This is a genomic window from Synechococcus sp. BL107 (assembly GCF_000153805.1).
In the GTDB taxonomy this organism is placed as follows: Bacteria; Cyanobacteriota; Cyanobacteriia; order PCC-6307; family Cyanobiaceae; genus Parasynechococcus.
Map to the genome: position 1 here is coordinate 1,368,827 of NZ_DS022298.1, position 21,321 is coordinate 1,390,147.

The window sequence follows — 21,321 nt, forward strand, 5'->3', positions numbered from 1 at the left end:
GGAACACAACAACGACATTGGCGTTCCGCTCACCGTGCTGTCTGCGGATTCCCACCATTGCGCCTTGGTGATTGAAATGGGCATGCGCGGTCCTGGTGAAATTGAACGCTTGTCGCGCTGCACCGAGCCGGATGTGGCGGTGATCACCAACATCGGCACAGCCCACATCGGCCGTCTTGGCAGCCGGGAGGCGATCGCCGCCGCGAAATGTGAAATCACAGCCGCCCTGAAACCCGATGGTGTGGTGGTGATCCCAGCCGGTGATGCGTTGCTCGAGTCAGCCCTTTCGAAGGTGTGGAGCGGCCGGGTTGTGCGGGTTCGGTTGGCAGACGACACCCCTGTGGCGGCTGATTGCATCGGTGTCATCGACGCTGGCCACCTTGAGGTTGGTGCGCATCGCCTGCCGTTGCCCTTGGAGGGGCGCCATAACGCCCGTAATGTCTTGCTGGCCCTGGCGGTGGCAGACCAGCTCGGTGTTGATAGCGCCTCCCTCAACGCGATGGAGGTGTCGGTGCCGGGCGGGCGCAATCGCCGTTTGGTTCAGGGGAGACTCACGCTTCTCGATGAGACCTACAACGCCTCTCCTGAAGCGGTCATGGCTGCCCTTGCTTTGTTGTCGTCCCAGCCCGGTCGGCGGTTTGCAGTCCTCGGCACGATGCTCGAGTTGGGTGCACAAAGCCTGCAGCTTCACGCTGATGTGGCAACGCAGGCTGCAGCGCTGAAGCTGGATGGTTTGGTGGTGGTGGATGGCGGTGCTGAGGGGCGGGCGATGGCGAACGCTGCCGCTGGCTTGCCCCATCTCGCTGTGGTGTCTTCGCCGGAGGACGCTGCAAAACCTTTAAAGGAATGGCTCAGGGCCGGGGATGTGGTGTTGCTGAAGGCCAGCCGCGGTGTGGCCCTTGAGCGGCTGCTTCCCCTGTTGCCGTCCTTCTAGGCCTGGGGATCTAGGTCGAGCGATTTGCCCAGTTGTCCTTGGTCATTTGACGGGCGCGGCCAATGGAGAGCGCCTTGCTGGGGACGTCCTTGGTGATGGTTGAACCGGCTCCAATCGTGACGTGATCACCGATGGTGACTGGCGCGACGAGAACGCTGTTCGCACCGGTTTTGCTGTGATCTCCGATCACGGTTTGGTGTTTGTTCACGCCGTCGTAGTTCGCGGTGATCGTTCCTGCTCCCACATTCACGTTCTCGCCCAAGCTGGCGTCGCCGATGTAGCTGAGGTGGTTCACCTTGCTCCCGGCCCCCAAGCTGCTCTTTTTCACTTCAACAAAGTTGCCGATGCGGCAGCCATGGCCGACGTCTGCAGCGGGCCGCAGGTGAGCAAAGGGTCCAATGCTTACGTCATCTCCCACCTTTGCCTCTCGCACCACCGACTGCACGACCTCGACGCGATCGCCCAAGCTTGCATTGTCGATCAATGTTCCCGGCCCCAATTTGGAGTTGTCTCCAATCGAGCAGCATCCACGGAAATGGGTTTGTGGTTCAACCACCACGTCACGACCAAAGCGGCAGTCTTCACTGAGGGTGCAACTGGTTGGGTCCACAAAGGTGACGCCTTCATCCATCCAGTAGTCCCGAAGGCGTTGCTGCAACACCCCTTCGCATTGGGCGAGCTGTTTGCGGTTGTTGATGCCGTTCACCTCATCCGGATCATCCACCTCCAGATGCATAGCGCGGGGCAACATCGCCACGGTGTCTGTGAGGTAGAGCTCCCCCTGATCGTTGTCTGTGCTGAGTTGGGGCAACACGTCTGCTAAGGCTGCCCAGTTGAAGCAATAAATACCGGCGTTGGTGAGGTTGTTGCCGCGTTGCTCTTCGCTGCAATCGCGATGCTCAATGATGCTGCTCACTTGGCCATCCGTATCGGCGAAAACACGGCCGTAGCCGGTTGGGTCGGCCAGCCGCGCCGTAAGCAGCGTCACATCGGCACCACTACTGCGGTGTCCTTGCACGAGGGCATCGATCGTTGCGGCCCGCAAGAGCGGCACATCACCGTTGAGAACGAGAAGTTCTCCCTCGAATCCGTCCATCACCGGCAGAAGTTGTTGCACTGCGTGGCCCGTGCCGTTTTGGGGCGACTGCAGCACAAATTCCAAACCGTTCAAGTGCTCCAGCGTTTGTTCAACGCGTTCGGCCTGGTGACCAACGATCAGCAGGCGTCGCTCAGGCTGCAGGTTCTTGGCGCTGGCGAGAACCCGTTCCACCAACGTTGCCCCCGCCAGGGGTTGCAGCACTTTCGGTAGGGCACTCTTCATGCGGGTGCCTTTCCCAGCGGCAAGAACGGCAACAGCGAGCATGCGGAGCAGGAATGGGTCCGGCGGAATCTACCGGGAGAGTTTGGTGCTGCCTATGCCCCCGTTCGCATCAGCAGCACGCCAGCGCCGTTGCCAGCTGTTGGTGGCTTCGAGGCCGCAGTGCAGTTGCTCTTGTCGACGGCGCTCCAAAATGACGGGGGCCAGATCCCGCTGGTCTGGATCGCGGAAGGGAACCGCGGCACGGGTGAGCAGGTGCTCCTGTTCCATCGCCGAAAGCGGACGGCATCCCACTACTGACTTGTCCTGCTTGATGGCAACGGTTCCACTGCTCCATCCCGTCCGTTCGCCTGGAGCGGGTGATAACGATCGAAGCTCTAGGCCCGCCCGCTTCAGACTGCCTCGGATCGCCGCCGCTCGGCTGTAAGTGAGCAGACGCCCCCCGGGCGCCAACCGCTGGGCCAGAGCTCCAAGAAATTCCTCCGACCAAAGCTCCGGACATCGCTGCGGGGAAAAGGCGTCGTGCAGGATCAGATCGAAGCGCACCGCCTCGGGAATGGTGGAAAGCATCTCGCGCGCATCCCCCCAGAGTTGTTTGCCCTCATCCCCTGGTGTCGACCAGCCCCCTTGGTCGCGGATGGCAGCCAGTTTGTGAAGCACATCCTCAGACCACAGCGCTTGAAACCTGGGTTGCGACAAGGCGAGTTCAAGCGGGCGACGATCCAATTCCAGTCCCCACCAACGCACGGCAGGGGTTGGTGTCGGCAAGGACCCCAGCACGGCGGCGGTGTTGTAACCAAGCCCGAAGCACACATCGAGGATGTGCAGCGGTTCACCGCCCTTAAAACGGTCGAGTTCGGCGGGGCCAACGAATTTGGCCCGTGCCTCGTTGAGCGCACCAGCGGAGTTGTGGAACGCTTCGCCAAAGTGCACGCTGTGGAGACTGAAGCTCCCATCGGCCGTCGGAAAGGCCTGGAGTTCCCCCAGATCTATCGAATCGCCTGACTTAGCGGTGCAATCGCTCAAGGTCGTCCCAGAAGGTGGGATAAGACACAGCTGCCGCTTCACTGCGGGCCAGGGTTGATGGGCCATTGGCCATCAATGCCGCCACGGCCATGCTCATCGCCACCCTGTGGTCGGTTTCGCTGTCTAAGGCCGTGCCATGCAATGGCCTGCCACCTCGGATGGTCATCCCGTCGTCGTGCTCCTCGATCTCGGCCCCCATCGCTTTGAGCTGACGGGCCATTACCGCCAATCGGTCGGTTTCTTTCACCCGAAGTTCTGCTGCACCGCTGATCCGACTCTCCCCGTCGCAGAAACAGGCCGCAACGCTGAGGATTGGCACTTCGTCCACGAGGCGGGGCATGATTTCTTCCCCGAATTGGAAGGGCTTCAGTGGGCCGTGCTTCACCCGGAGATCTCCCACCGGTTCCCCAGCAACATCCCTGGGATTGACTATTTCGATGTTGGCGCCCATTTGATCCAGCACCTCCAGGATTCCGGTGCGCGTGGGGTTCAGCCCCACGTTCTCGATGGTGAGATCCGATCCGGGCACCAGGGCTCCAGCCACGAGCCAGAACGCTGCTGAACTGATATCACCGGGAACCACAACGGTTTGGCCGTGAAGCGTTGCCCCTGGCTTCACACTGATGTGACGCCCCATTTCTCCGCCCACCTCCAGGTTGGCTCCGAAGGCCCTCAGCATGCGTTCGCTGTGGTCCCGTGATTGCGATGGTTCGATCACGGTGGTGGGCCCATCGGCCGTGAGCGCTGCCAGCAGGATGGCCGACTTCACCTGGGCACTGGCCACCGGCGTTCCAACGATGGTTCCACGCAATGTGGTTCCTTGCACCGCCAGCGGAGCCAAGTTGCCGCTGTCGCGTCCTCGCACATCGGCACCCATGGAGGCCAATGGTTGGCCCACCCGACGCATCGGTCGTCGGCGTAGGGAAGCGTCGCCATCCAACACGAAATGCCGCCCGGCTCGGCCAGCTAGCAAGCCGAGCATCAGCCGCATCGTGGTGCCGGAGTTGCCGCAATTAAGAATGTGGTCTGGTTCTTGAAGACCATCAAGGCCCACCCCTTCCACGGTCACAAGTTGACCCGCTTCAATCGGACTGATGCTCACCCCCATGGCCCGCAGGCAAGCAGCGGTGCTGATCGGATCCTCCGCCGGTAAGAGGCCTTCGATCGTGGTGGTGCCTTCGGCAATGGCACCAAATAAGAGGGAACGGTGCGAGATCGACTTGTCGCCGGGGACTTTGACGCGCCCTTGGAGGCATCCCCCAGTCTTGAGATCTCGGGATGCGGACGCGCTCAAGGCTCAGGCAATGCTTCTTTGATCCTATTGGCCCAGCTTCATGCCCTGGATGAGCCGATCAAGGGCGTAGCCAAACAGGCTCGGATCAGCTTCCCCATCGCCGAGATCGTCGAGCCCCAGCTCAGACCACCGCTCCGAAACCCGTTGTTCAAGGTCGGCTGGCCGGCTGAGGGGTTCACCCCATTCATGATTTTTTTCAGGCCCGATTTTTGTCGTGGCATCAATGGCGAGGCGTCCGCCAAGCCCCAGCTGCTCGCTAGCGAAATCAAGGCTGTCGAAGGGGGTGTTTTCCAGGGTGAATAAATCCCGCTGCGGATCCACCTGGGCAGCGATGGCCCACACCACTTGGCGAGGGTCCCGCACGTTGATGTGCTTGTCGACCACCACCACGAACTTGGTGTATGTGAATTGGGGCAAGGCGCTCCAGAAGGCCATGGCGGCCCGTTTTGCCTGGCCCGGATAGGCCTTGTCAATTGAAATCACCGCCAGCTTGTAGCTGAGCGCTTCCATCGGAAGGAAGAAATCGGTGATCTCGGGAATCTGCTGTCGCAGGATCGGCGTATAAATCCGGTTAAGGGCGATGGCCAGCATCGCCTCCTCCTTCGGTGGACGGCCGCTGAAGGTGGTGAGGAACACAGGATCGCGTCGCTGCGTCATGCAGTGGAACCGCACAAGCGGGGAGTCCTCCACGCCGCCGTAAAAACCCATGTGGTCGCCAAACGGACCATCAGGGCTGACTTCCCCGGGGGTAATCGTTCCTTCCAGCACCACTTCGCTGTGGCTGGGAACTTGCAGATCGATGGTTTTGCACGGTGCCAAGCGCACGCCTTCCCCCGCGTAAATCCCGGCGAAGAGCCATTCGCTGAGTTGCACAGGAATGGGGGTTGCTGCCGCCATCACCAGCAAGGGATGCACGCCAATGGCGACAGCAACCTCTAATTTTTTACCCATCGCAGCCGCCTTGCGGAGGTGACGTGCACCGCCGCGCACGCTGAGCCAATGCACCGTCATGGTGTTCACCGACTGGCGTTGCAGGCGGTATACCCCCACGTTGGGCACACCCGTTTCTGGATCTTTGGTGATCACCAGCCCAAGGGTGATGACGCCACCGGCATCCCCTGGCCATGGGCGAATTAAAGGGATTGCATCAAGGTTCACCTCATCGCCACGGAACACCTGTTGACGACAGGGAGGGTTGAGATCTCGGTCGGGTTTGGCTTTCACCAAGTCCCAGAACACCCGCGCAAATTGCTTGGTTTCTTGCAGGCCTTTGGGGGGACGTGGCTGTTGAAGCAACGCCAGTCGCGAACCCAAGTCCTCGAGTTGCTCGGCGCGTTCTAATCCCATGCTCCACACCACCCGTTCGACGGTGCCGAGGGTGTTGACGGCCACCGGCATGGAAGAGCCGATCACGTTTTCGAACAGCAGGGCCGGTCCGCCCTGACCTAGCACCCTGTCAGCGATCGCGGCCAACTCCAGATCGGGATCGACGGGCGCCGTAATGCGCTTGAGCTGCCCACGCTCTTCCAGCAATTTGAGGAAGCCCCTCAGATCACGCGTTGCCGGGCCGGACTGGAACAGAGCCATGGGGAGACAGAAACGGCGCGATCGATCTCGGTACTGTGTCGCACGTTGCTCAACAGCGTGGCCATGCAGATTTCTTACTTCCATGTGCCAGCTGAGATGCCGCAGAGCGTTCATCCCAGTGCTGCTGTGGTGATTGATGTGTTGCGTGCCACCACCACCATCGCTTGGGCCCTCCATAACGGCGCCGAGGCCATCCAAGCCTTCGCCGATGTCGATGCTTTGCAAACTGCGGCCGCGGCTTGGCCTGCGGACGCACGCCTGTTGGTGGGGGAGCGAGGTGGTCAGAAATTGGAGGGGTTTGACTTGGGTAACTCCCCAGTGACCGTGGGCCCCGAAATCGTTTCTGGTAAACGCCTGTTTATGAGCACCACCAATGGAACCCGCGCCCTTGATCGGGTTCGTGATGTTCCCCTATTGATGACGGCCGCATTGCCTAACCGTGAAGCGGTGGCCCAGCGCTTGCATCAGCACAAGCCCGACACGCTTGCCATCGTCGGCAGCGGTTGGGAAGGGTCGTATTCGCTCGAAGACTCCTTGGCTGCCGGGGCCTTGGTTCATCGTCTGCTGGAACTGGATGCGGCTGCGAATGCTGCAGCGAATGATGAAGCCACGGCGGCCCTGGCGCTTTGGAAACAGTGGATGCACGACCCCGAGGCTTGCCTGCGAACGGCGACCCATGGGCAACGCCTCATTCGCATCGGTAATCACGATGCAGATTTTCAGTGTTGCGCCGGCCTTGATCAGCTGAGCACGGTTCCTATCCAAGGCGAACCTGGAGTTCTCAAGGCTGCATAGACGCTCGTAAAGTCCAAAAATCAACGACTGCCGTAATTCTGTGAGCGATTTTCTGGCTGCTGCCATTCAGCTCACCAGTGGTCAGGACCCCGAGTTGAATTTCAACGCCGCCGAGGAGCAGATCGACCTGGCGGTTCGTCGTGGGGCAGAGCTCATTGGCCTCCCGGAAAACTTTGCCTTCATGGGCGACGATTCCCGTCGATTGGAGATGGCTTCAGCTCTGTCTGAACAGTGCAGCCGCTTCTTGGTGACGATGGCGCGGCGTTATCAAGTGGCCCTGCTCGGTGGTGGATTTCCTGTTCCTGCTGGGGATGGTGCCCAAACGTTGAACCGTTCGGAGTTGGTGGATCGCGATGGCCAGCTCCTGGCCCGATACGACAAAATTCACCTGTTTGATGTTGATCTGCCCGACGGCAATACCTATCGGGAATCAGCAACGATTAAATCTGGACAGGCGCCTCCGCCGGTGGTGGAGATCCCAGGTTTGTGTCGGGTGGGGCTGTCCATTTGTTACGACGTGCGCTTCCCTGAGCTGTATCGATATCTCGTGGCGTCCGGGGCTGACTTGTTGATGATTCCCGCCGCATTCACAGCCTTCACTGGAAAAGATCATTGGGATGTTCTGCTCCAGGCTCGTGCCATTGAAAACACCGCCTATGTGCTCGCTCCCGCGCAAACGGGTGTTCACTACGGCCGTCGTCAGTCCCATGGCCACGCGATGGTGATCGACCCTTGGGGAACGGTCTTGGCCGACGCTGGTGTTCAGACCGGTGCGGCGATTGCCCCGGTGAACACCGACCATCTCAGCCGTGTTCGTAATCAGATGCCGAGCCTGCGTCACCGCAAGCCCGCCCTGTTCTGAGTGATGGTTGCGGCGCCTTCACGCCGAATGGCCTGGCTGCTTGCTGCCGTGTTGCAGTGCCCAGCTCTATTGGCTGCCATGCCCGCCCAAGCGGCGAGTGCACTGGCGGCATGGGCGATGACGGATCAAGGCGTCTTGCAGCTGCGTACGAGTCGCAATGCCAAGCTCAAAGCCTTTTTTCAGGCCGCAGGTGATGGCCGTGGAACCCGGGTCTGGATCGACTTCCCCGGTGAATTGCGCTTTCCCCGCCGTCTGGCTGGCAGGGGTGCGGTCAAGGAAATCCGCATCGGTAAACCGCGGACTGGGGCAACCCGGCTCGTGGTGGAGTTTCGCTCCGATGTGGATCTGAATCCAGAGGATTTGCGGCTTCGGGGGACGGCACCGGATCGATGGGAAATGGCCTTTGTCGGCTTACCCATCCGGGGGCTCAACGACATGGGAGAAGGAGATCTCACGGGACGGGCGACGGCCTGGCAAACCTCCCCCCGGTTCGCACCATCGCGAACCCCCGTCGACCCCTCGGGCCTCCCAACCGTTCCAAAAAATCGCTATCGGGTCGTGATTGATCCCGGCCATGGCGGCCCCGATCCTGGCGCTGTCGGAATTCGTGGGCTTCGCGAATCCGATGTGGTGCTGGATGTATCGCTGCAGGTTGCCGCGTTGCTGAGGGCCCGCGGTGTGGATGTTCGGCTCACGCGCACCAGTGAGATCGATGTGGATTTACCGCCGCGGGTGTCCTTGGCCAATCGATTCGAGGCCACAGCTTTCATCAGCATTCATGCCAATGCCTTGAGCATGAGACGGCCGGATGTGAATGGGATTGAAACCTTCTACTTCTCGGATCCACGCTCTGGACGTCTGGCGACCTATCTGCAGCAGCAAATGATGGATGTGTCGCCGGGTACCCCCAATCGCGGCGTACGGCGGGGCCGATTTTTTGTGATTCGTCGAACCACCATGCCGTCAGCCTTGGTGGAAATGGGATTCGTCACCGGGGCCATTGATTCACCGCGTCTCGCCCGCGCCGATCACCGTCGCCGCTTGGCCTTAGCGATTGCGGCGGGCACTTTGAACTATCTGAAGCAGGAGGTGCGATGACACCGCTTCTGGGGTTTTTCGACAGCGGCATCGGTGGCCTCACGGTGCTTCGTCAGGTGTTGGAACGTCACGGCCCGGTGCAGTGCATTTATTTAGGCGATACGGCCCGCGTCCCCTACGGCAGCCGTTCGGCCCCTGAAATTCGCTTGATTGCGGCGGAGGTGGTGGCTTGGTTGCGCGATCAACAGGTCTCCACCGTGGTGATGGCGTGCAATACCACCAATGCCTTGGCCCGTGATGTGGCCGAGGGGCAGGCAGGGGGGCCGGTCATTGGCTTGATCGGTGCGGCGGCGGCCATGGTTCAAACCTCACGGGTCGGCGTCTTGGCGACGCCAGCGACGGTTGCCTCCGAGGCCTATCGCTTCAGCATCGAAGCGCTTCATCCCGGCACCCTGGTGGTTGAACAGGCTTGTCCAGAGTTTGTGCCCCTGATTGAGTCCGGCGACTTGAGCAGCGATGAGCTTCGCCGTACAGCAAAGGAGTACTTGCATCCCCTGCTGGAAGCCTCGGTGGAGTCGATCGTGCTGGGCTGTACCCATTACCCGTTGTTGGAGCCAGTGCTGCGCCAGTTGTTACCGGATTCAGTCCAGTTGATTGATCCGGCTGTGGGTGTGGCGCGTCAGCTGGATTCGGTTCTCGGAGCTCCGAAACTATCCGTTGGGGAAGGGCTTCATCTTGATGATTGCCGTTTCTGTGTCACGGCTGATCCGGATGGGTTCGCGACGCGGGCGACCCCCTGGCTCGGCGAACGTCCACGCGTCCAGCTTGAAGTGCTGCAATCCTGAAGCTGAGGCCACTAGGATCGCGGCGCCGAGGGGTTTCATGATCACCGTCACCGAGCTACTGCAACCGGTTGAGACCGATCTCGAGACTTTGCTCGGCGATTTGCGCAATTTGATTGGTGCTGGACACCCCATCCTTCAAGCTGCAGCGGAACATTTATTCAGTGCTGGCGGGAAGCGAATTCGCCCTGGCATTGTCTTGTTGATCTCGAGAGCCCTCGCAGCTGATGGAGAGCTCACACAGCGCCATCGGCGTTTGGCTGAAATCACTGAGATGATCCACACCGCATCGTTGGTTCACGACGATGTGGTGGATGAAGCATCGACCCGTCGGGGTGTGGACACCGTTCACAGTCGATTCGATGCACGCGTTGCTGTTCTTGCTGGCGATTTTCTTTTTGCTCAAGCAAGTTGGCATCTTGCCAATCTGGATGATCTGGATGTCGTCAAATTATTGAGTCGTGTGATCATGGATCTCGCTGATGGCGAGGTCAAACAAGGGCTCTATCGATTCGACACGTCCCAGAGTTTTGAGACCTACTTCGAAAAAAGCTATTGCAAAACAGCGTCCTTAATTGCCAATAGCTCGAGAGCTGCCGGTGTTTTGAGTGAGTGCAATCCACAACAGTTGGATTCTCTCTATCAATTCGGTCGCCAATTGGGCTTGGCTTTTCAAGTTGTCGACGACATTCTTGATTTCACGGGTAGTGATCAGCAGTTGGGTAAGCCAGCTGCCAGTGATTTAGCGACTGGTTACTTAACAGCGCCCACTTTTTATGCACTGGAAGAAAATCCGGAGCTGGGAACGTTGATCGATCGTGAATTCAGCGAAGCTGGTGATCTTGAGCAGGCTCTCGAACTCGTCCGTTCGTCCCAAGCCATTCCTCGGACCCGAGAACTAGCCGAGAAATTTGCCCGCGAGTCTCGCGAATCAATTGCTTGGATGGCTGATTCACCCTCGAAGCGGGCCTTGCTCGAGCTGCCTGATTTTGTCCTTAGCCGCTTGTATTAACGAGCTGGTCTAAAACAACCTCAAGACTTTCAACCCGGCAGGGATTTTGAGTTAGAGGGTCATTTTGAGATTCATTCGATAAAACCCATACGCGGCATCCTGCGGCTACAGCAGATTGCATTCCCGCGTTTGAATCTTCAAAGGCCCAGCAATCGCTGGGATCCACATTGAGCCGCTTGGCCGCCAGCAAATACGGCGCTGGATCTGGTTTTCCTGCTGCTAACTGCGGATCATCGCCATAAATGCGTTCTTTGATGGATTCAACCCAAGGGTGGTGGCTGGTTTTAAAGGCCACCGCCTCACGACTGCTGCTGGTGACGAGGGCTGTTTTGATGCCGTGATCCCAGCAGTGCTGCACCAATCCTTCTGCCCCCGGCATCGCGGGGGCCTGTGGGAGCAATGCTCGAACAATCGGTTGTTGAACCGCCAGGAGAACGTCAATTCCAATGGGGGTTGGAAGCCAATCGTCGACTTGCTGAGCGCAGTCCCTGCGCCGACGCCCTCTGAGCTGCAGTAATTGTTCGTCGCTCAGTTCGCCACCGAATTGGGCAGCGGCCTGACGCCAGCCCATCCCATGGAACGGCTCCGTATCGAGCAGGAGCCCATCCAAGTCAAATAAGCAGGCCACCGGTGGAAGCGTCATCCCTGTAGGGGAGGTTCGGTTTCTCTAGTCAAGCGGTTCAACGGCATTCGACGGATTGATAAGCGTCTGCAAGAACCATGGATCTGCTCCTTACCCTGAGCGATAAGCGCCTCGTTCAGCCTTCCTTGACGAACACCAACCCATCGATCGAAAGCGTGCTGCAGGAGCAGCGTGTGTTCGAACCTCCCGCGAGCTTTTCTGCAGAGGCTTCGATTAGCAGCCTTGAGGCTTACAGGGCCATGGCCGATGCGGCGAAGGCTGATCCGGACAGCTTTTGGGGAGACGCAGCCCGTCGCGAACTGCATTGGTTTGAGCCATTCCATACGGTTCTGGATTGGAGCGATGCCCCCTTCGCCCGCTGGTTTGAAGGGGGCACCACCAACTTGTCGTTCAACTGCCTCGATCGGCATCTTGAGGGCCCTACGGCCGACAAGACAGCTCTGATCTGGGAGGGAGAGCCTGGTGATGTGCGTCGCTTCACCTATCGCGAATTGCATGCCGAGGTCTGTAAGGCTGCCAATGCTTTGAAGGCCATGGGCCTCGGCAAGGGCGATCTGGTGGCGCTCTATATGCCGATGATCCCGGAAGCGGCGATTGCGATGCTCGCCTGTGCCCGTATTGGGGCGCCCCATTCCGTGGTGTTCGGTGGCTTCTCGGCCGAAGCATTGCGAGATCGGTTGATTGATGGCGAGGTGAAGGCGGTGATCACCGCCGATGGTGGCTTCCGTAAAGACAAACCTGTTTCGCTGAAGCCAGCCGTCGATGCTGCCCTGGCCGATGGGGCCTGCCCAACCGTTCACTCCGTGTTGGTGGTTCAGCGCACCAAGCAGGGCGTGACGATGGTCGAGGGTCGCGATCAGTGGTGGCATGAGTTGGTGTCGGGCCAAAGCGACGCCTGTGTGGCTGAGCCAATGGCGAGTGAAGACCGCTTATTTGTTCTCTACACCTCTGGTTCCACAGGAAAACCCAAGGGCGTGGTGCACACCACGGCTGGATACAACCTTTGGGCGCATCTCACCTTCCAATGGATTTTTGATTGTCGCGACGACGACGTGTTTTGGTGCACAGCCGATGTGGGCTGGATTACAGGGCACAGCTACATCGTTTATGGCCCCCTTTCCAATGGAGCCACAACGGTGATGTACGAGGGCGCCCCACGTCCCTCTAAGCCAGGGGCGTTCTGGGAGCTGATTCAAAAGCACGGCATCACGATCTTTTACACCGCACCAACGGCGATTCGGGCCTTCATGAAGGGCGGACGTTCGGTGCCCGATCAGTTCGATATGTCCAGCCTTCGTCTGCTGGGCACCGTCGGTGAGCCGATCAATCCAGAAGCTTGGATGTGGTATCGCGACGTGATTGGTGGAAACCGTTGTCCGATCGTTGATACCTGGTGGCAAACCGAAACCGGTGGCGTGATGATCAGCCCCTTGCCTGGGGCAACGCCAACCAAACCGGGTTCTGCAACCTTGCCCTTGCCTGGAATTCAGGCCGACATCATTGATGCTGAGGGCAACAGTTGTGGAGATGACGAGGGGGGCTATCTCGCGGTGCGTGCTCCTTGGCCGGGAATGATGCGCACGGTGCATGGCAACCCCCAGCGTTTCCGGGAGAGTTATTGGGAGCACATTCGTCCAGCGGATGGCTCCTATCTGTATTTCGCTGGCGATGGTGCTCGCCGCGATGCCGATGGCTACTTCTGGGTGATGGGACGGGTTGATGACGTCATCAATGTGTCCGGACATCGCCTGGGCACGATGGAAATCGAATCAGCTCTTGTGAGCCATCCCGCCGTTGCAGAAGCTGCGGTGGTGGGGCGTCCTGATGATCTCAAGGGGGAAGGAATCGTTGCCTTCGTCACCCTGGAAACGGGTCGGGAAGGCTCCGCGGAACTCCAAGCTGAATTGCGGAAGCATGTCGGTACAGAGATCGGACCGATTGCCCGTCCCGATGAAATCCGCTGCAGTGACGCGCTCCCAAAAACCCGCAGTGGAAAAATTATGCGGCGGATTCTGCGTGCCCTCGCCGCTGGTGAAGAGGTCACCGGAGACACCAGCACCCTCGAAGATCGCTCCGTGCTCGATCGACTACGGGCTTAAAAATCGGTCGTGGGCTGACCTAACCAGCCCACTGGCCAATGGTTTGCGTAAGGCGGCGGATCACCTCGACCCGCTTTGGGTCATCCGCCCATGCGCCAAGCAGGCTCCGGCGTAGTCCGGCACTGGCCGGCGTGAGGTGATCGCCTGGCAACTGCAACGCTTCGGTGTTGTCGGTGCTGCGCTTTTTTAGAGCTTCAAGGAGGTCATCGCTTTGGTCGAGCTCATCGCGACCGAACCGCACCACGAGATTGCGCTCTTGGATGTAGTAACGGGTGATCAGCCGTAGGGTTTCCTGCGGGCTCGGACTGAATTCCGTTTCGACCCCAAGCCTTGGTGCAAGTTCACCAAGAAGCGGGATCGATCGATCTGCCTGGAAATTGTTGAAGCTCAGGGCCACCAGGCCATGGCTGCTACGGCCTCCATCTGGGGCAAGGAGATGCAGCTTGCATCCAAGGCTGTGTCCCAGACGCAGAGGAGCGGGGAGCACTCCACAGCGATCCTCTAATTGACGCCGCGACTGACGGAAGGCCATCCAGGCCTTCTTCGCCTGGCTTTGGTGATCAAAGCCAGGCACATAGGCCCAAGCATGGATCGCTAGGCCTGCGTCGCATAGATCCTCGAGGATGCGTCGGTAGCTCACCTGCGGCGTGGCCGCGAGGTAGCTACCACCAATGAACTCAATCAGTCCCTGGGGCTGCTTCGGTCGGAGTTGCCAAATGCTTCCTTGCTGTCGCCAACTTTGCATCGCTCAGGACTGCAATTCCTTGAGGACGCGTTCGGCTTCTCGGACGTGGGCAGGGCCGTCCAGGAGATTGCTGAATGTATGGCGAATCACACCCGTTGGGTCCACCACATAGGTCACGCGTCCGGGCAGCATCCCTAAGGCCTTGGGCACACCCATCTGGCGTCGGAGGGCGTTGTTCCGGTCGCACAAAAGAGGAAACGACAGGGTGTGGCGTTCGGCAAAACGACGATGACTCACCGCATCGTCTCCACTGACTCCCCAAATTTCGGCGTTCAGCGCCGCAAAATTGCTGCTGTTGTCCCGGAAACTACAGGCCTCAGCCGTGCAACCTGGCGTGTCGTCCTTGGGATAGAAAAAGAGCACCAGCCAGCGGCCTTGCACGGATTCGGAAGAGCGTTGATCTCCGTTTTGATCCTCAACACTGAAGTTGGGTAAGCGATCACCGATGCCGAGGCCCATGGTTGTTTGTGCGATGTGAACGACCTTAGGCAGCTTTTGCTGTCCACCGGGCACCAGAATCAACGTCGGGACTGGTTTTCTGGGGATGGCTGATCAACTGGATCTGCTGGGTGGATTGCAACCCACGGTGCGCGCAAGTGCACCCAGCTCCAAACCGCGTGCAGCTGTACCAAGCCCTCCACTTGAGGACAGCCAACCTGAGGAGAGCGAAACCCGAGCAGCGTCTCCACCGAGCGTCGTCCCGAGGACGCTGTTGATCATCGATACGGAAACCACCGGCTTAGAGCCTGAAAATCATTGTTGCGTCGAGGTGGGCGCCATTTTGTTTGATGTGCAATCCAGGGCTGTCTTGGCGCAGCAATCATTTTTGTTGCCCGCCGAGACCAATGCCGCAGAGCCGATTAACCGGATCCCAGCAGCAGTCACCCGTCTTTCGCAACCGTGGAAGGAAGCGCTTCTTTGGTTTCAAAATCTTCTAGATGCGGCCGATGTTTTGGTGGCGCACAATGCTGCCTTCGACCGCCAATGGTTTGGGCGAGGCGAGTTACCGGCGGTGACCCAGCCCTGGTTGTGTTCCATGGAGGACATGCGCTGGCCGGCGGATCGGCAATTGCGTTCACGGCCTTCGGTGCGTGATCTCGCGTTGGCCTACGGGGTTCCCGTTTGGGCGGCCCATCGGGCTCTCACCGATTGCATTTACCTGGCGGAAGTGTTTGCCCGTTGTGACGACCTGGAACAGCTCTTGCTCCAAGGCTTAGAACCCAGGCAATTGGTGCGCGCCAAGGTGTCGTACGACGACCGCCAGCTCGCCCGTGATGCGGGATTTCGCTGGAATGACCCGATCAAAGGGGCCTGGGCTCGACGGATGAGCGCGCGGGAGATCCAAGAGCTGTCGTTTCCCGTTGTGCCTGTGGATCTGGAGGCCGGGGACAGCAAAACTTGATCCTCCGTCCAATCTCCTCCGTATTTGCTTTATCACTCCGAAGCGACTGGGTTGTTTTGCGCCGACTGAATCGAGCCCCAGCAATCTGAATGCATGACCTGCTTCCGGCACCATCAGCAACGGCCGCTCCGTTCAAGGTTGCGTCACTGGCAGCAGGTGCGGACGTGGGCTCGGCTGATTCGTGAGGCAGAGGCGCTATGGCATGTCGACGTCCGTGCCCTGCGCCGGATTGGAGCCCTCGAGTTATCCCAGTTGCTGGAAGAGGTGCCCCCGGAGCATCGCCAACGGGTGAACCGTTGGCTGCACTGTTACTCCACCTCCACACGGTTCACACCCGTGGCGACTGACCCAACCTCGGATTTCTGCCAACAATGACGGCTCCTTCGTCAATCCACAACTGAGCATGCAACTGCATTAATTAAGCTGCTGCTGCTGTTCAACGCCTTGGATGTCATTCATGACTGCTATGCATCGGGTTCTGGTTCGCGTTTCGCTGGCCGCGTGTTGCGTGGGTCTGGCTGCATGCAGTGGCAACCAAGGCGCGAAACCTCTGAACGGAGCTGGTGCAACGTTCCCCGCCAAGATTTATCAGAGCTGGTTTGCCGGTTTAGCCCAGTCCGGTGGGTCCAAGGTGAACTATCAAGCGGTTGGCTCTGGTTCAGGCCGCAAGGCATTTATCGATCAAACCGTTGATTTCGCAGCATCGGATGATCCGATCAAGGCAGTTGATCGTGAAAAGGTTGAACAGGGTGTGGTTCAAATTCCAATGGTGGGTGGAACCATTGCATTCGGATACAACAAACCCGGTTGTGATCTAAAGCTCACGCAACAGCAAGCTGTTCAAGTTGCCATCGGCAAGATCAAGGATTGGGGCGATCTTGGCTGTGAAGCCGGAACGATTACTTGGGTGCATCGATCGGATGGTTCTGGCACCACCAAAGCCTTCACGAATTCCATGGAAGCGTTTTCGCCTGAGTGGACCCTCGGCACGGGTAAGTCTGTTCAATGGCCGGTAGGGGTCGGCGGCAAAGGAAATTCTGGTGTTGCAGGTGTGATTGAAAACCGTGAGGGGGCGATCGGATATGTGAATCAGTCGTTTATCAAAGGCAATGTGGTGGCAGCTGCAGTGCAGAACAAATCAGGGGAGTTTTTGAAGCCTTCTGTGGAGTCTGGGGCGATTGCCTTGAATGGCATTCAACTCGATCAATACCTCGCCGGTAAAAATCCAAACCCAACCAAAGAAGGTGCCTATCCAATCGCGACCCTCACATGGGTATTGGCCTATGAAACAGGCAACGGTGATAAAACATCGGCTGTTAAAGATGTACTGAATTACATGTTGTCTGATGGTTCCCAAGACAAGGCGCCTTCCCTTGGATTTGTTCCTCTTAAGGGGGATATCTTGAAGGCTTCTAGGGCTGCCGTGAACAAGATTAGTGAATAGCTTCTTAGGAAGTAAGACTAGTCCTCACGAACTGAGGTGTTCGATTTGGTGCAACTTGTACTCATAATGAATGTTTTTATAGATTTAATCCCTGCATCCAGAAAGATAGATTATTGATTAATTCATCGTAGCCTTTCTGAAGAGTCTATTTTACCTCTGCTATTTCCGGCTTTGTTATGAATTGCCGAAGACCTTTATTTTCTAGATACAGATGTCTTGCTCGACGGTTTTCTTAATCAAGCCTTAAACACATCTTCTTTGTGCCTTGATCTTCAATGTTATTGGATCAAGCATTATTAAGAAGCGCAATTGCGTTTTTCGCATCATTTTCTCATGAGCGTCTCTAGGAAGATTCTTGTTCTTTCTTCTTTGCTCGCCCTTGGGGCAGGCATGTCAGCTTCTGCAGCACCAAGAATCAACGGTGCTGGTGCATCATTCCCTGCCAAAATTTATCAGCGTTGGTTCGCTGATTTGGCGAGATCTGGTGGGCCACAAGTGAATTATCAATCCGTTGGCTCTGGTTCAGGCCGTAAGGCATTTATCGATCAAACAGTCAATTTTGCTGCATCGGATGATCCGATGAAGAAAAAAGATATGGGTAAGGTTGGCCGTGGTGTTGTCCAAATCCCAATGGTGGGTGGCACGATTGCTTTTGGCTTCAACAAGCCTGGTTGTGATTTAAAGCTGACTCAAACCCAAGCCGTCAGCGTGGCGATGGGTAAGGTCAGAAATTGGAAAGAACTTGGCTGTAAGCCTGGAACTCTTGTTTGGGTCCATCGTTCAGATGGTTCCGGAACCACAAAAGCATTCACCAATTCGATGGAGGCCTTTTCATCAGAATGGACTCTTGGTACTGGTAAATCTGTGAAGTGGCCAGCTGGTGTTGGCGCTAAAGGTAACTCTGGCGTTGCTGGAGTGATCCAGAATCGCGTTGGTGCCATTGGATACGTCAACCAGTCCTACATCAAGGGAAATGTCAAGGCAGCTGCTTTGCAAAACAAGTCTGGTGAATTCCTGAAGCCCTCTGTTGATGCAGGAGCTCGTGCTTTGAACGGGATTACGCTGGATAAGGATTTAGCAGGAAAAAATCCCAATCCTTCTGCAAAGGGTGCCTATCCGATCTCAACCTTGACATGGGCCTTGGCCTATAAAACTGGCAATGGTGCTAATGCCAAGGTTGTGAAAGATGCCTTCAATTACATGCTGAGCTCTAAAGCACAGGCCATAGCTCCTGATCTGGGATTTGTCCCCCTGAAGGGAGATATCTTGAAGGCTTCTAAAGCTGCTGTTAACAAGATTGGTAAATAATTGAAATAAAGAAGGCTTTGAAAAATGCTTTTTTTATTTCTGTATCGTTTTTAGTCGACAGTTAATCTTCTTCTAAAGCAAACACTAACAAGAGCCCTGCGTCCACTGTGCGTAGGGCTTTTTGTTGTTGCCAAAAGCATTGAAGTTTCTAGTAGCCATTGCGATGCCACTAGAGATTCTGCCAATAACGTGTCATCTGGTCGCTGTCAGCTTGTCAACAGATGTCTGCGCCAAGAAATAGCCCATTGCAATTGTAATGATTCATCCATCTTTGATGGGAAGTTGAGGTTAGTTGATCAATAGATATCGGCATTTTGACTTCTTAAGCGTGAAAAATTTGGGAATTTTTCTTGTTAACTGGCCAATAATGCCTCCTGATCAAGGCTGATTTGATTTGCTATATCAATTCAAAGGGTGTTATCTTAGAACGATTAATTAATTGGCAATAAAGACGATGATCTCAACGTTGGTGGTAAGCGAAGGCTGGTAAGCCAAGCTAACCCCACCAGTAAACAAGACGTCCACAAACAGGCTTGCATTCCTCCAAGAAGAAAAATAGCTCCCGACAGTAACGTTCCTATTAATCGTCCAGATGCGTTGGCCATGTAATAAAAACCGACGTTCAGGCTTACGCTTTCGGAATCTGTGTAGGCAAGAACCATATACGAGTGGATCGAAGAGTTCATGGCAAACACCACTCCAAACAGAGCTAAACCAGCGGTAATTGCAATCGATACATCCACCTCGCGCCATAGCGCAACAGCTAAAAGAGCCGGCACTGCTGTTAATAAGCCATTCCAGAATTGCAGGGCAGAGGCACCAGGAGATTGGGATTGTCCCCAGAATCGTCGCAAGGCCGGTGCTGATGCTTGGACGATCCCGTACCCAACAACCCAAAGCCCCAGGAATCCGCCGATTTCCGAGAAGTTCCAGCCCAGCGCTTCCTCCAAAAACACCGGTAATGCAACCACAAACCACACGTCCCTAGCTCCGAACAGGAAGAAACGTGCCAAGGAGAGAACATTGATTCCTTGAGACTTAGACAGGATTGATGACAATGCAGGCTTGACTTTCATTTTGCCCATCTGCCCCGGGAGAACCAGCGTGGGGATTAATGCCATTGCCAAGCCGGCTGCCATCCACCCCATGGCCGAATTGAATCCCATCGACATGAGAAGTAAGCCACCAAGAAAAAAACCGACTCCCTTTAGGGCATTCTTTGACCCAGTGAGGATCGCAACCCATTTAAACAATCTTTTCTCTCCAACTTGAAGATTCTCTGGGGTTTCGGAAATAACAGTTTTGATAGCACTCTTTGCACTCATTTTGTTGAGATCTTTTGCGATACCACTGATGGCCTGAGCTATCATCACGTAGACCACACTTAATACTTTGGGCCAACTACTAGACACTGGCATTAGCATCAACAATGCCAGAATCTGAAGACATGTTCCAACCCATAGGGTTAGGCGTAATCCATATCGAGCACCAATTAATCCGCCATATAGGTTGGTAACAACACCAAAAAATTCGTAAAATAAGAATAAAAAAGCAATCTCCAGTGTCGAGTAGCCGAGGGCATGGAAGTGGAACAGCACCAGCATGCGCATGGCTCCATCCGTGAGCGTGAATGCCCAATAATTTGTTGTGACGATGCCATATTGCTTTAACGGGGATAAATTCATGATCCTAGATTTTCGGCAACATGACAGGCAAGATCGGCCATGCGGGAGCTATATCCCCACTCGTTGTCGTACCAGGCATAAACCTTAATTTGTGTCTTGTTCACCACCATCGTGGAAAGAGCATCAATGATGCCGCTGCGACTGTCGTTGACGTAGTCCACCGACACCAACGGACGTGTTTCGTATCCAAGGATTCCATGGAGTTCTCCATTGGCAGCAGCTTCGAAGGCAATATTCACCTCCTGCACCGTGACCTCTTGCTCGAGTTCAAACACCGCATCCGTTAAGGAGGCATTGAGAAGAGGAACCCTGACCGCATGGCCATTGAGCTTTCCTTCTAATTCAGGAAAGATCATGCTGATCGCTTTTGCCGATCCGGTGGTTGTTGGGATCAAGCTCTGCATGCAGGAACGGGATCGCCGTAGGTCTTTATGAAATCCATCCACGACAACCTGCGTATTCGTCACATCATGCAGAGTTGTAATCGAGCCATGTTTTATTCGAAATTTTTCGTGAACGACTTTCACTACTGGGGCTAGACAGTTGGTTGTACAGGATGCAGCTGTGATCACGCGGTGATAACCCGGGTCATAGTGATGATGATTCACACCATAAACAATATTTAAGATCTCTATATCGTTGATATGTCCCTTCACCGGGCAGGCCACCACAATCTGTTTTAGTTTTGCTTTCTCAAAGATTGATTCGAGTATTTCTGGTTTTTTAAATTGTCCGCTGCACTCCAGCAGCATCTCAACTCCTGTCTCACACCAGGGAGCAACAGTTGGATCACTTTCACAGCTATAACTCACCAGTTGGTTTTCGACTAAAAAACCTTTTGTGTTCGCTTCAGTGGATGGTGTCCAACGTCCATGAACAGAATCAAATACAAGAAGGTGAGCCGCTGCAGCAGCATCACCGGCGCATTCATTGACATGTACGATTTCGATGCCTGGACGACCCCAAAGAGCGCGAAAGACGAGACGCCCTATTCGACCAAAACCATTAATGCCAACCCGCATCGAATCTAAAACTACGAATCGTTCTATTAAAACTCAAACTCCTGCTGTGTTTAGTTCAGGTTGGGTTAAGGTTTTGGAACTGTTATGGCTTCATCACCAGATTGATCCTCTAGTTTTTTGCTTCTACGTTAGAACTGCAAAAAGAATGTCCTTGACACAACTGATTTAGACCTTATAGATAAGAGAATCTTTTGATGTCTTCTGCTTGGATCAGGAGGTTTTGTGCGGTGGATAGCTCTTAGGTTCTTAACCCGATGATTGCTTG

At 56.2% G+C, this 21,321-nt stretch carries 20 protein-coding genes; 11 read left to right on the forward strand and 9 right to left on the reverse strand.

All coding sequences use genetic code 11. From position 1 onward, the window contains the following. The coding region (gene murF / locus BL107_RS07090; protein WP_009789618.1) for a UDP-N-acetylmuramoyl-tripeptide--D-alanyl-D-alanine ligase at window positions 1–934 on the forward strand (934 nt) is incomplete at its 5' end. Between the two features lie 10 nt (window positions 935–944). Here the strand turns inward: murF and glmU are convergent. The 4 genes from glmU to BL107_RS07110 are packed head-to-tail and all read right to left on the reverse strand — an operon-like array spanning window position 945 to window position 6,159. Then, complete coding sequence (gene glmU / locus BL107_RS07095) at window positions 945–2,297, reverse strand: bifunctional UDP-N-acetylglucosamine diphosphorylase/glucosamine-1-phosphate N-acetyltransferase GlmU (RefSeq protein ID WP_009789619.1); 1,353 nt, start codon at window positions 2,295–2,297, stop codon at window positions 945–947. A gap of 27 nt (window positions 2,298–2,324) precedes the next feature. After that, window positions 2,325–3,278, reverse strand: a complete 954-nt coding sequence (locus tag BL107_RS07100) for a tRNA (5-methylaminomethyl-2-thiouridine)(34)-methyltransferase MnmD (RefSeq protein WP_009789620.1) — start codon at window positions 3,276–3,278, stop codon at window positions 2,325–2,327. Further along, on the reverse strand, window positions 3,259–4,572 hold the full coding sequence (aroA, locus tag BL107_RS07105; protein WP_009789621.1) for a 3-phosphoshikimate 1-carboxyvinyltransferase: 1,314 nt from the start codon (window positions 4,570–4,572) through the stop codon (window positions 3,259–3,261). The genes BL107_RS07100 and aroA overlap by 20 nt, the downstream gene beginning before the upstream one ends. Before the next feature lie 24 nt (window positions 4,573–4,596). Then, window positions 4,597–6,159, reverse strand: coding sequence for a UbiD family decarboxylase (locus BL107_RS07110; RefSeq protein WP_009789622.1), 1,563 nt, complete (start codon window positions 6,157–6,159; stop codon window positions 4,597–4,599). A 63-nt stretch (window positions 6,160–6,222) separates the two neighbouring features. Between BL107_RS07110 and BL107_RS07115 the strand changes: the two genes are divergently transcribed. Genes BL107_RS07115 through sds form a run of 5 tightly spaced genes read left to right on the forward strand, consistent with a single transcriptional unit; the run spans window position 6,223 to window position 10,708 of the window. Beyond that, window positions 6,223–6,954, forward strand: coding sequence for a 2-phosphosulfolactate phosphatase family protein (locus BL107_RS07115; RefSeq protein ID WP_037988249.1), 732 nt, complete (start codon window positions 6,223–6,225; stop codon window positions 6,952–6,954). A 40-nt stretch (window positions 6,955–6,994) separates the two neighbouring features. Then, window positions 6,995–7,816 (forward strand): carbon-nitrogen hydrolase family protein, encoded by an 822-nt coding sequence (locus BL107_RS07120; protein WP_009789624.1) that lies wholly within the window; start codon window positions 6,995–6,997, stop codon window positions 7,814–7,816. A gap of 3 nt (window positions 7,817–7,819) precedes the next feature. Next, window positions 7,820–8,914 carry an N-acetylmuramoyl-L-alanine amidase gene (locus BL107_RS07125; protein ID WP_037988256.1) on the forward strand — a complete coding sequence of 365 codons (1,095 nt, stop codon included), beginning with the start codon at window positions 7,820–7,822 and terminating at the stop codon, window positions 8,912–8,914. Continuing rightward, the gene (murI, locus tag BL107_RS07130) at window positions 8,911–9,699 is read left to right on the forward strand and encodes a glutamate racemase (RefSeq protein ID WP_009789626.1); all 789 of its coding nucleotides are present in this window, start codon (window positions 8,911–8,913) and stop codon (window positions 9,697–9,699) included. Before BL107_RS07125 ends, murI begins: the two co-directional genes overlap by 4 nt. A gap of 37 nt (window positions 9,700–9,736) precedes the next feature. Then, window positions 9,737–10,708 (forward strand): solanesyl diphosphate synthase, encoded by a 972-nt coding sequence (gene sds / locus BL107_RS07135; protein ID WP_009789627.1) that lies wholly within the window; start codon window positions 9,737–9,739, stop codon window positions 10,706–10,708. On the opposite strand, the gene BL107_RS07140 is transcribed toward sds, so the two are convergent. Further along, window positions 10,692–11,351 carry an HAD family phosphatase gene (locus BL107_RS07140; RefSeq protein WP_009789628.1) on the reverse strand — a complete coding sequence of 220 codons (660 nt, stop codon included), beginning with the start codon at window positions 11,349–11,351 and terminating at the stop codon, window positions 10,692–10,694. The genes sds and BL107_RS07140 overlap by 17 nt on opposite strands. Window positions 11,352–11,428: 77 nt before the next feature. Here BL107_RS07140 and acs point away from each other — a divergent pair, with 77 nt between their 5' ends. Further along, the gene (gene acs, locus BL107_RS07145; protein WP_009789629.1) at window positions 11,429–13,450 is read left to right on the forward strand and encodes an acetate--CoA ligase; all 2,022 of its coding nucleotides are present in this window, start codon (window positions 11,429–11,431) and stop codon (window positions 13,448–13,450) included. Window positions 13,451–13,469: 19 nt separating this feature from the next. Here acs and BL107_RS07150 read toward each other — a convergent pair whose 3' ends face one another. Both BL107_RS07150 and BL107_RS07155 read right to left on the reverse strand, forming a co-directional pair. After that, complete coding sequence (locus BL107_RS07150; protein ID WP_009789630.1) at window positions 13,470–14,195, reverse strand: DUF1350 family protein; 726 nt, start codon at window positions 14,193–14,195, stop codon at window positions 13,470–13,472. A gap of 3 nt (window positions 14,196–14,198) precedes the next feature. Beyond that, window positions 14,199–14,654 (reverse strand): peroxiredoxin, encoded by a 456-nt coding sequence (locus BL107_RS07155; protein WP_009789631.1) that lies wholly within the window; start codon window positions 14,652–14,654, stop codon window positions 14,199–14,201. A gap of 85 nt (window positions 14,655–14,739) precedes the next feature. Between BL107_RS07155 and BL107_RS07160 the strand changes: the two genes are divergently transcribed. From BL107_RS07160 to pstS (BL107_RS07175), 4 genes are all read left to right on the forward strand, one after another. Next, on the forward strand, window positions 14,740–15,597 hold the full coding sequence (locus BL107_RS07160) for a 3'-5' exonuclease (RefSeq protein WP_009789632.1): 858 nt from the start codon (window positions 14,740–14,742) through the stop codon (window positions 15,595–15,597). Window positions 15,598–15,690: 93 nt separating this feature from the next. Next, window positions 15,691–15,972, forward strand: coding sequence for a hypothetical protein (locus BL107_RS07165; RefSeq protein WP_009789633.1), 282 nt, complete (start codon window positions 15,691–15,693; stop codon window positions 15,970–15,972). 91 nt (window positions 15,973–16,063) lie between these two features. Then, the gene (gene pstS / locus BL107_RS07170) at window positions 16,064–17,041 is read left to right on the forward strand and encodes a phosphate ABC transporter substrate-binding protein PstS (RefSeq protein ID WP_009789634.1); all 978 of its coding nucleotides are present in this window, start codon (window positions 16,064–16,066) and stop codon (window positions 17,039–17,041) included. A gap of 333 nt (window positions 17,042–17,374) precedes the next feature. Next, complete coding sequence (gene pstS, locus BL107_RS07175; RefSeq protein WP_037988865.1) at window positions 17,375–18,349, forward strand: phosphate ABC transporter substrate-binding protein PstS; 975 nt, start codon at window positions 17,375–17,377, stop codon at window positions 18,347–18,349. 431 nt (window positions 18,350–18,780) lie between these two features. Here the strand turns inward: pstS (BL107_RS07175) and arsJ are convergent, their stop codons facing one another. Together arsJ and BL107_RS07185 are read right to left on the reverse strand one after the other, a co-directional pair. Continuing rightward, window positions 18,781–20,034, reverse strand: coding sequence for an organoarsenical effux MFS transporter ArsJ (gene arsJ, locus BL107_RS07180; RefSeq protein WP_009789637.1), 1,254 nt, complete (start codon window positions 20,032–20,034; stop codon window positions 18,781–18,783). After that, the gene (locus BL107_RS07185) at window positions 20,031–21,056 is read right to left on the reverse strand and encodes an ArsJ-associated glyceraldehyde-3-phosphate dehydrogenase (RefSeq protein WP_037988262.1); all 1,026 of its coding nucleotides are present in this window, start codon (window positions 21,054–21,056) and stop codon (window positions 20,031–20,033) included. The genes arsJ and BL107_RS07185 overlap by 4 nt, the downstream gene beginning before the upstream one ends. Window positions 21,057–21,321: the final 265 nt, after the last annotated feature.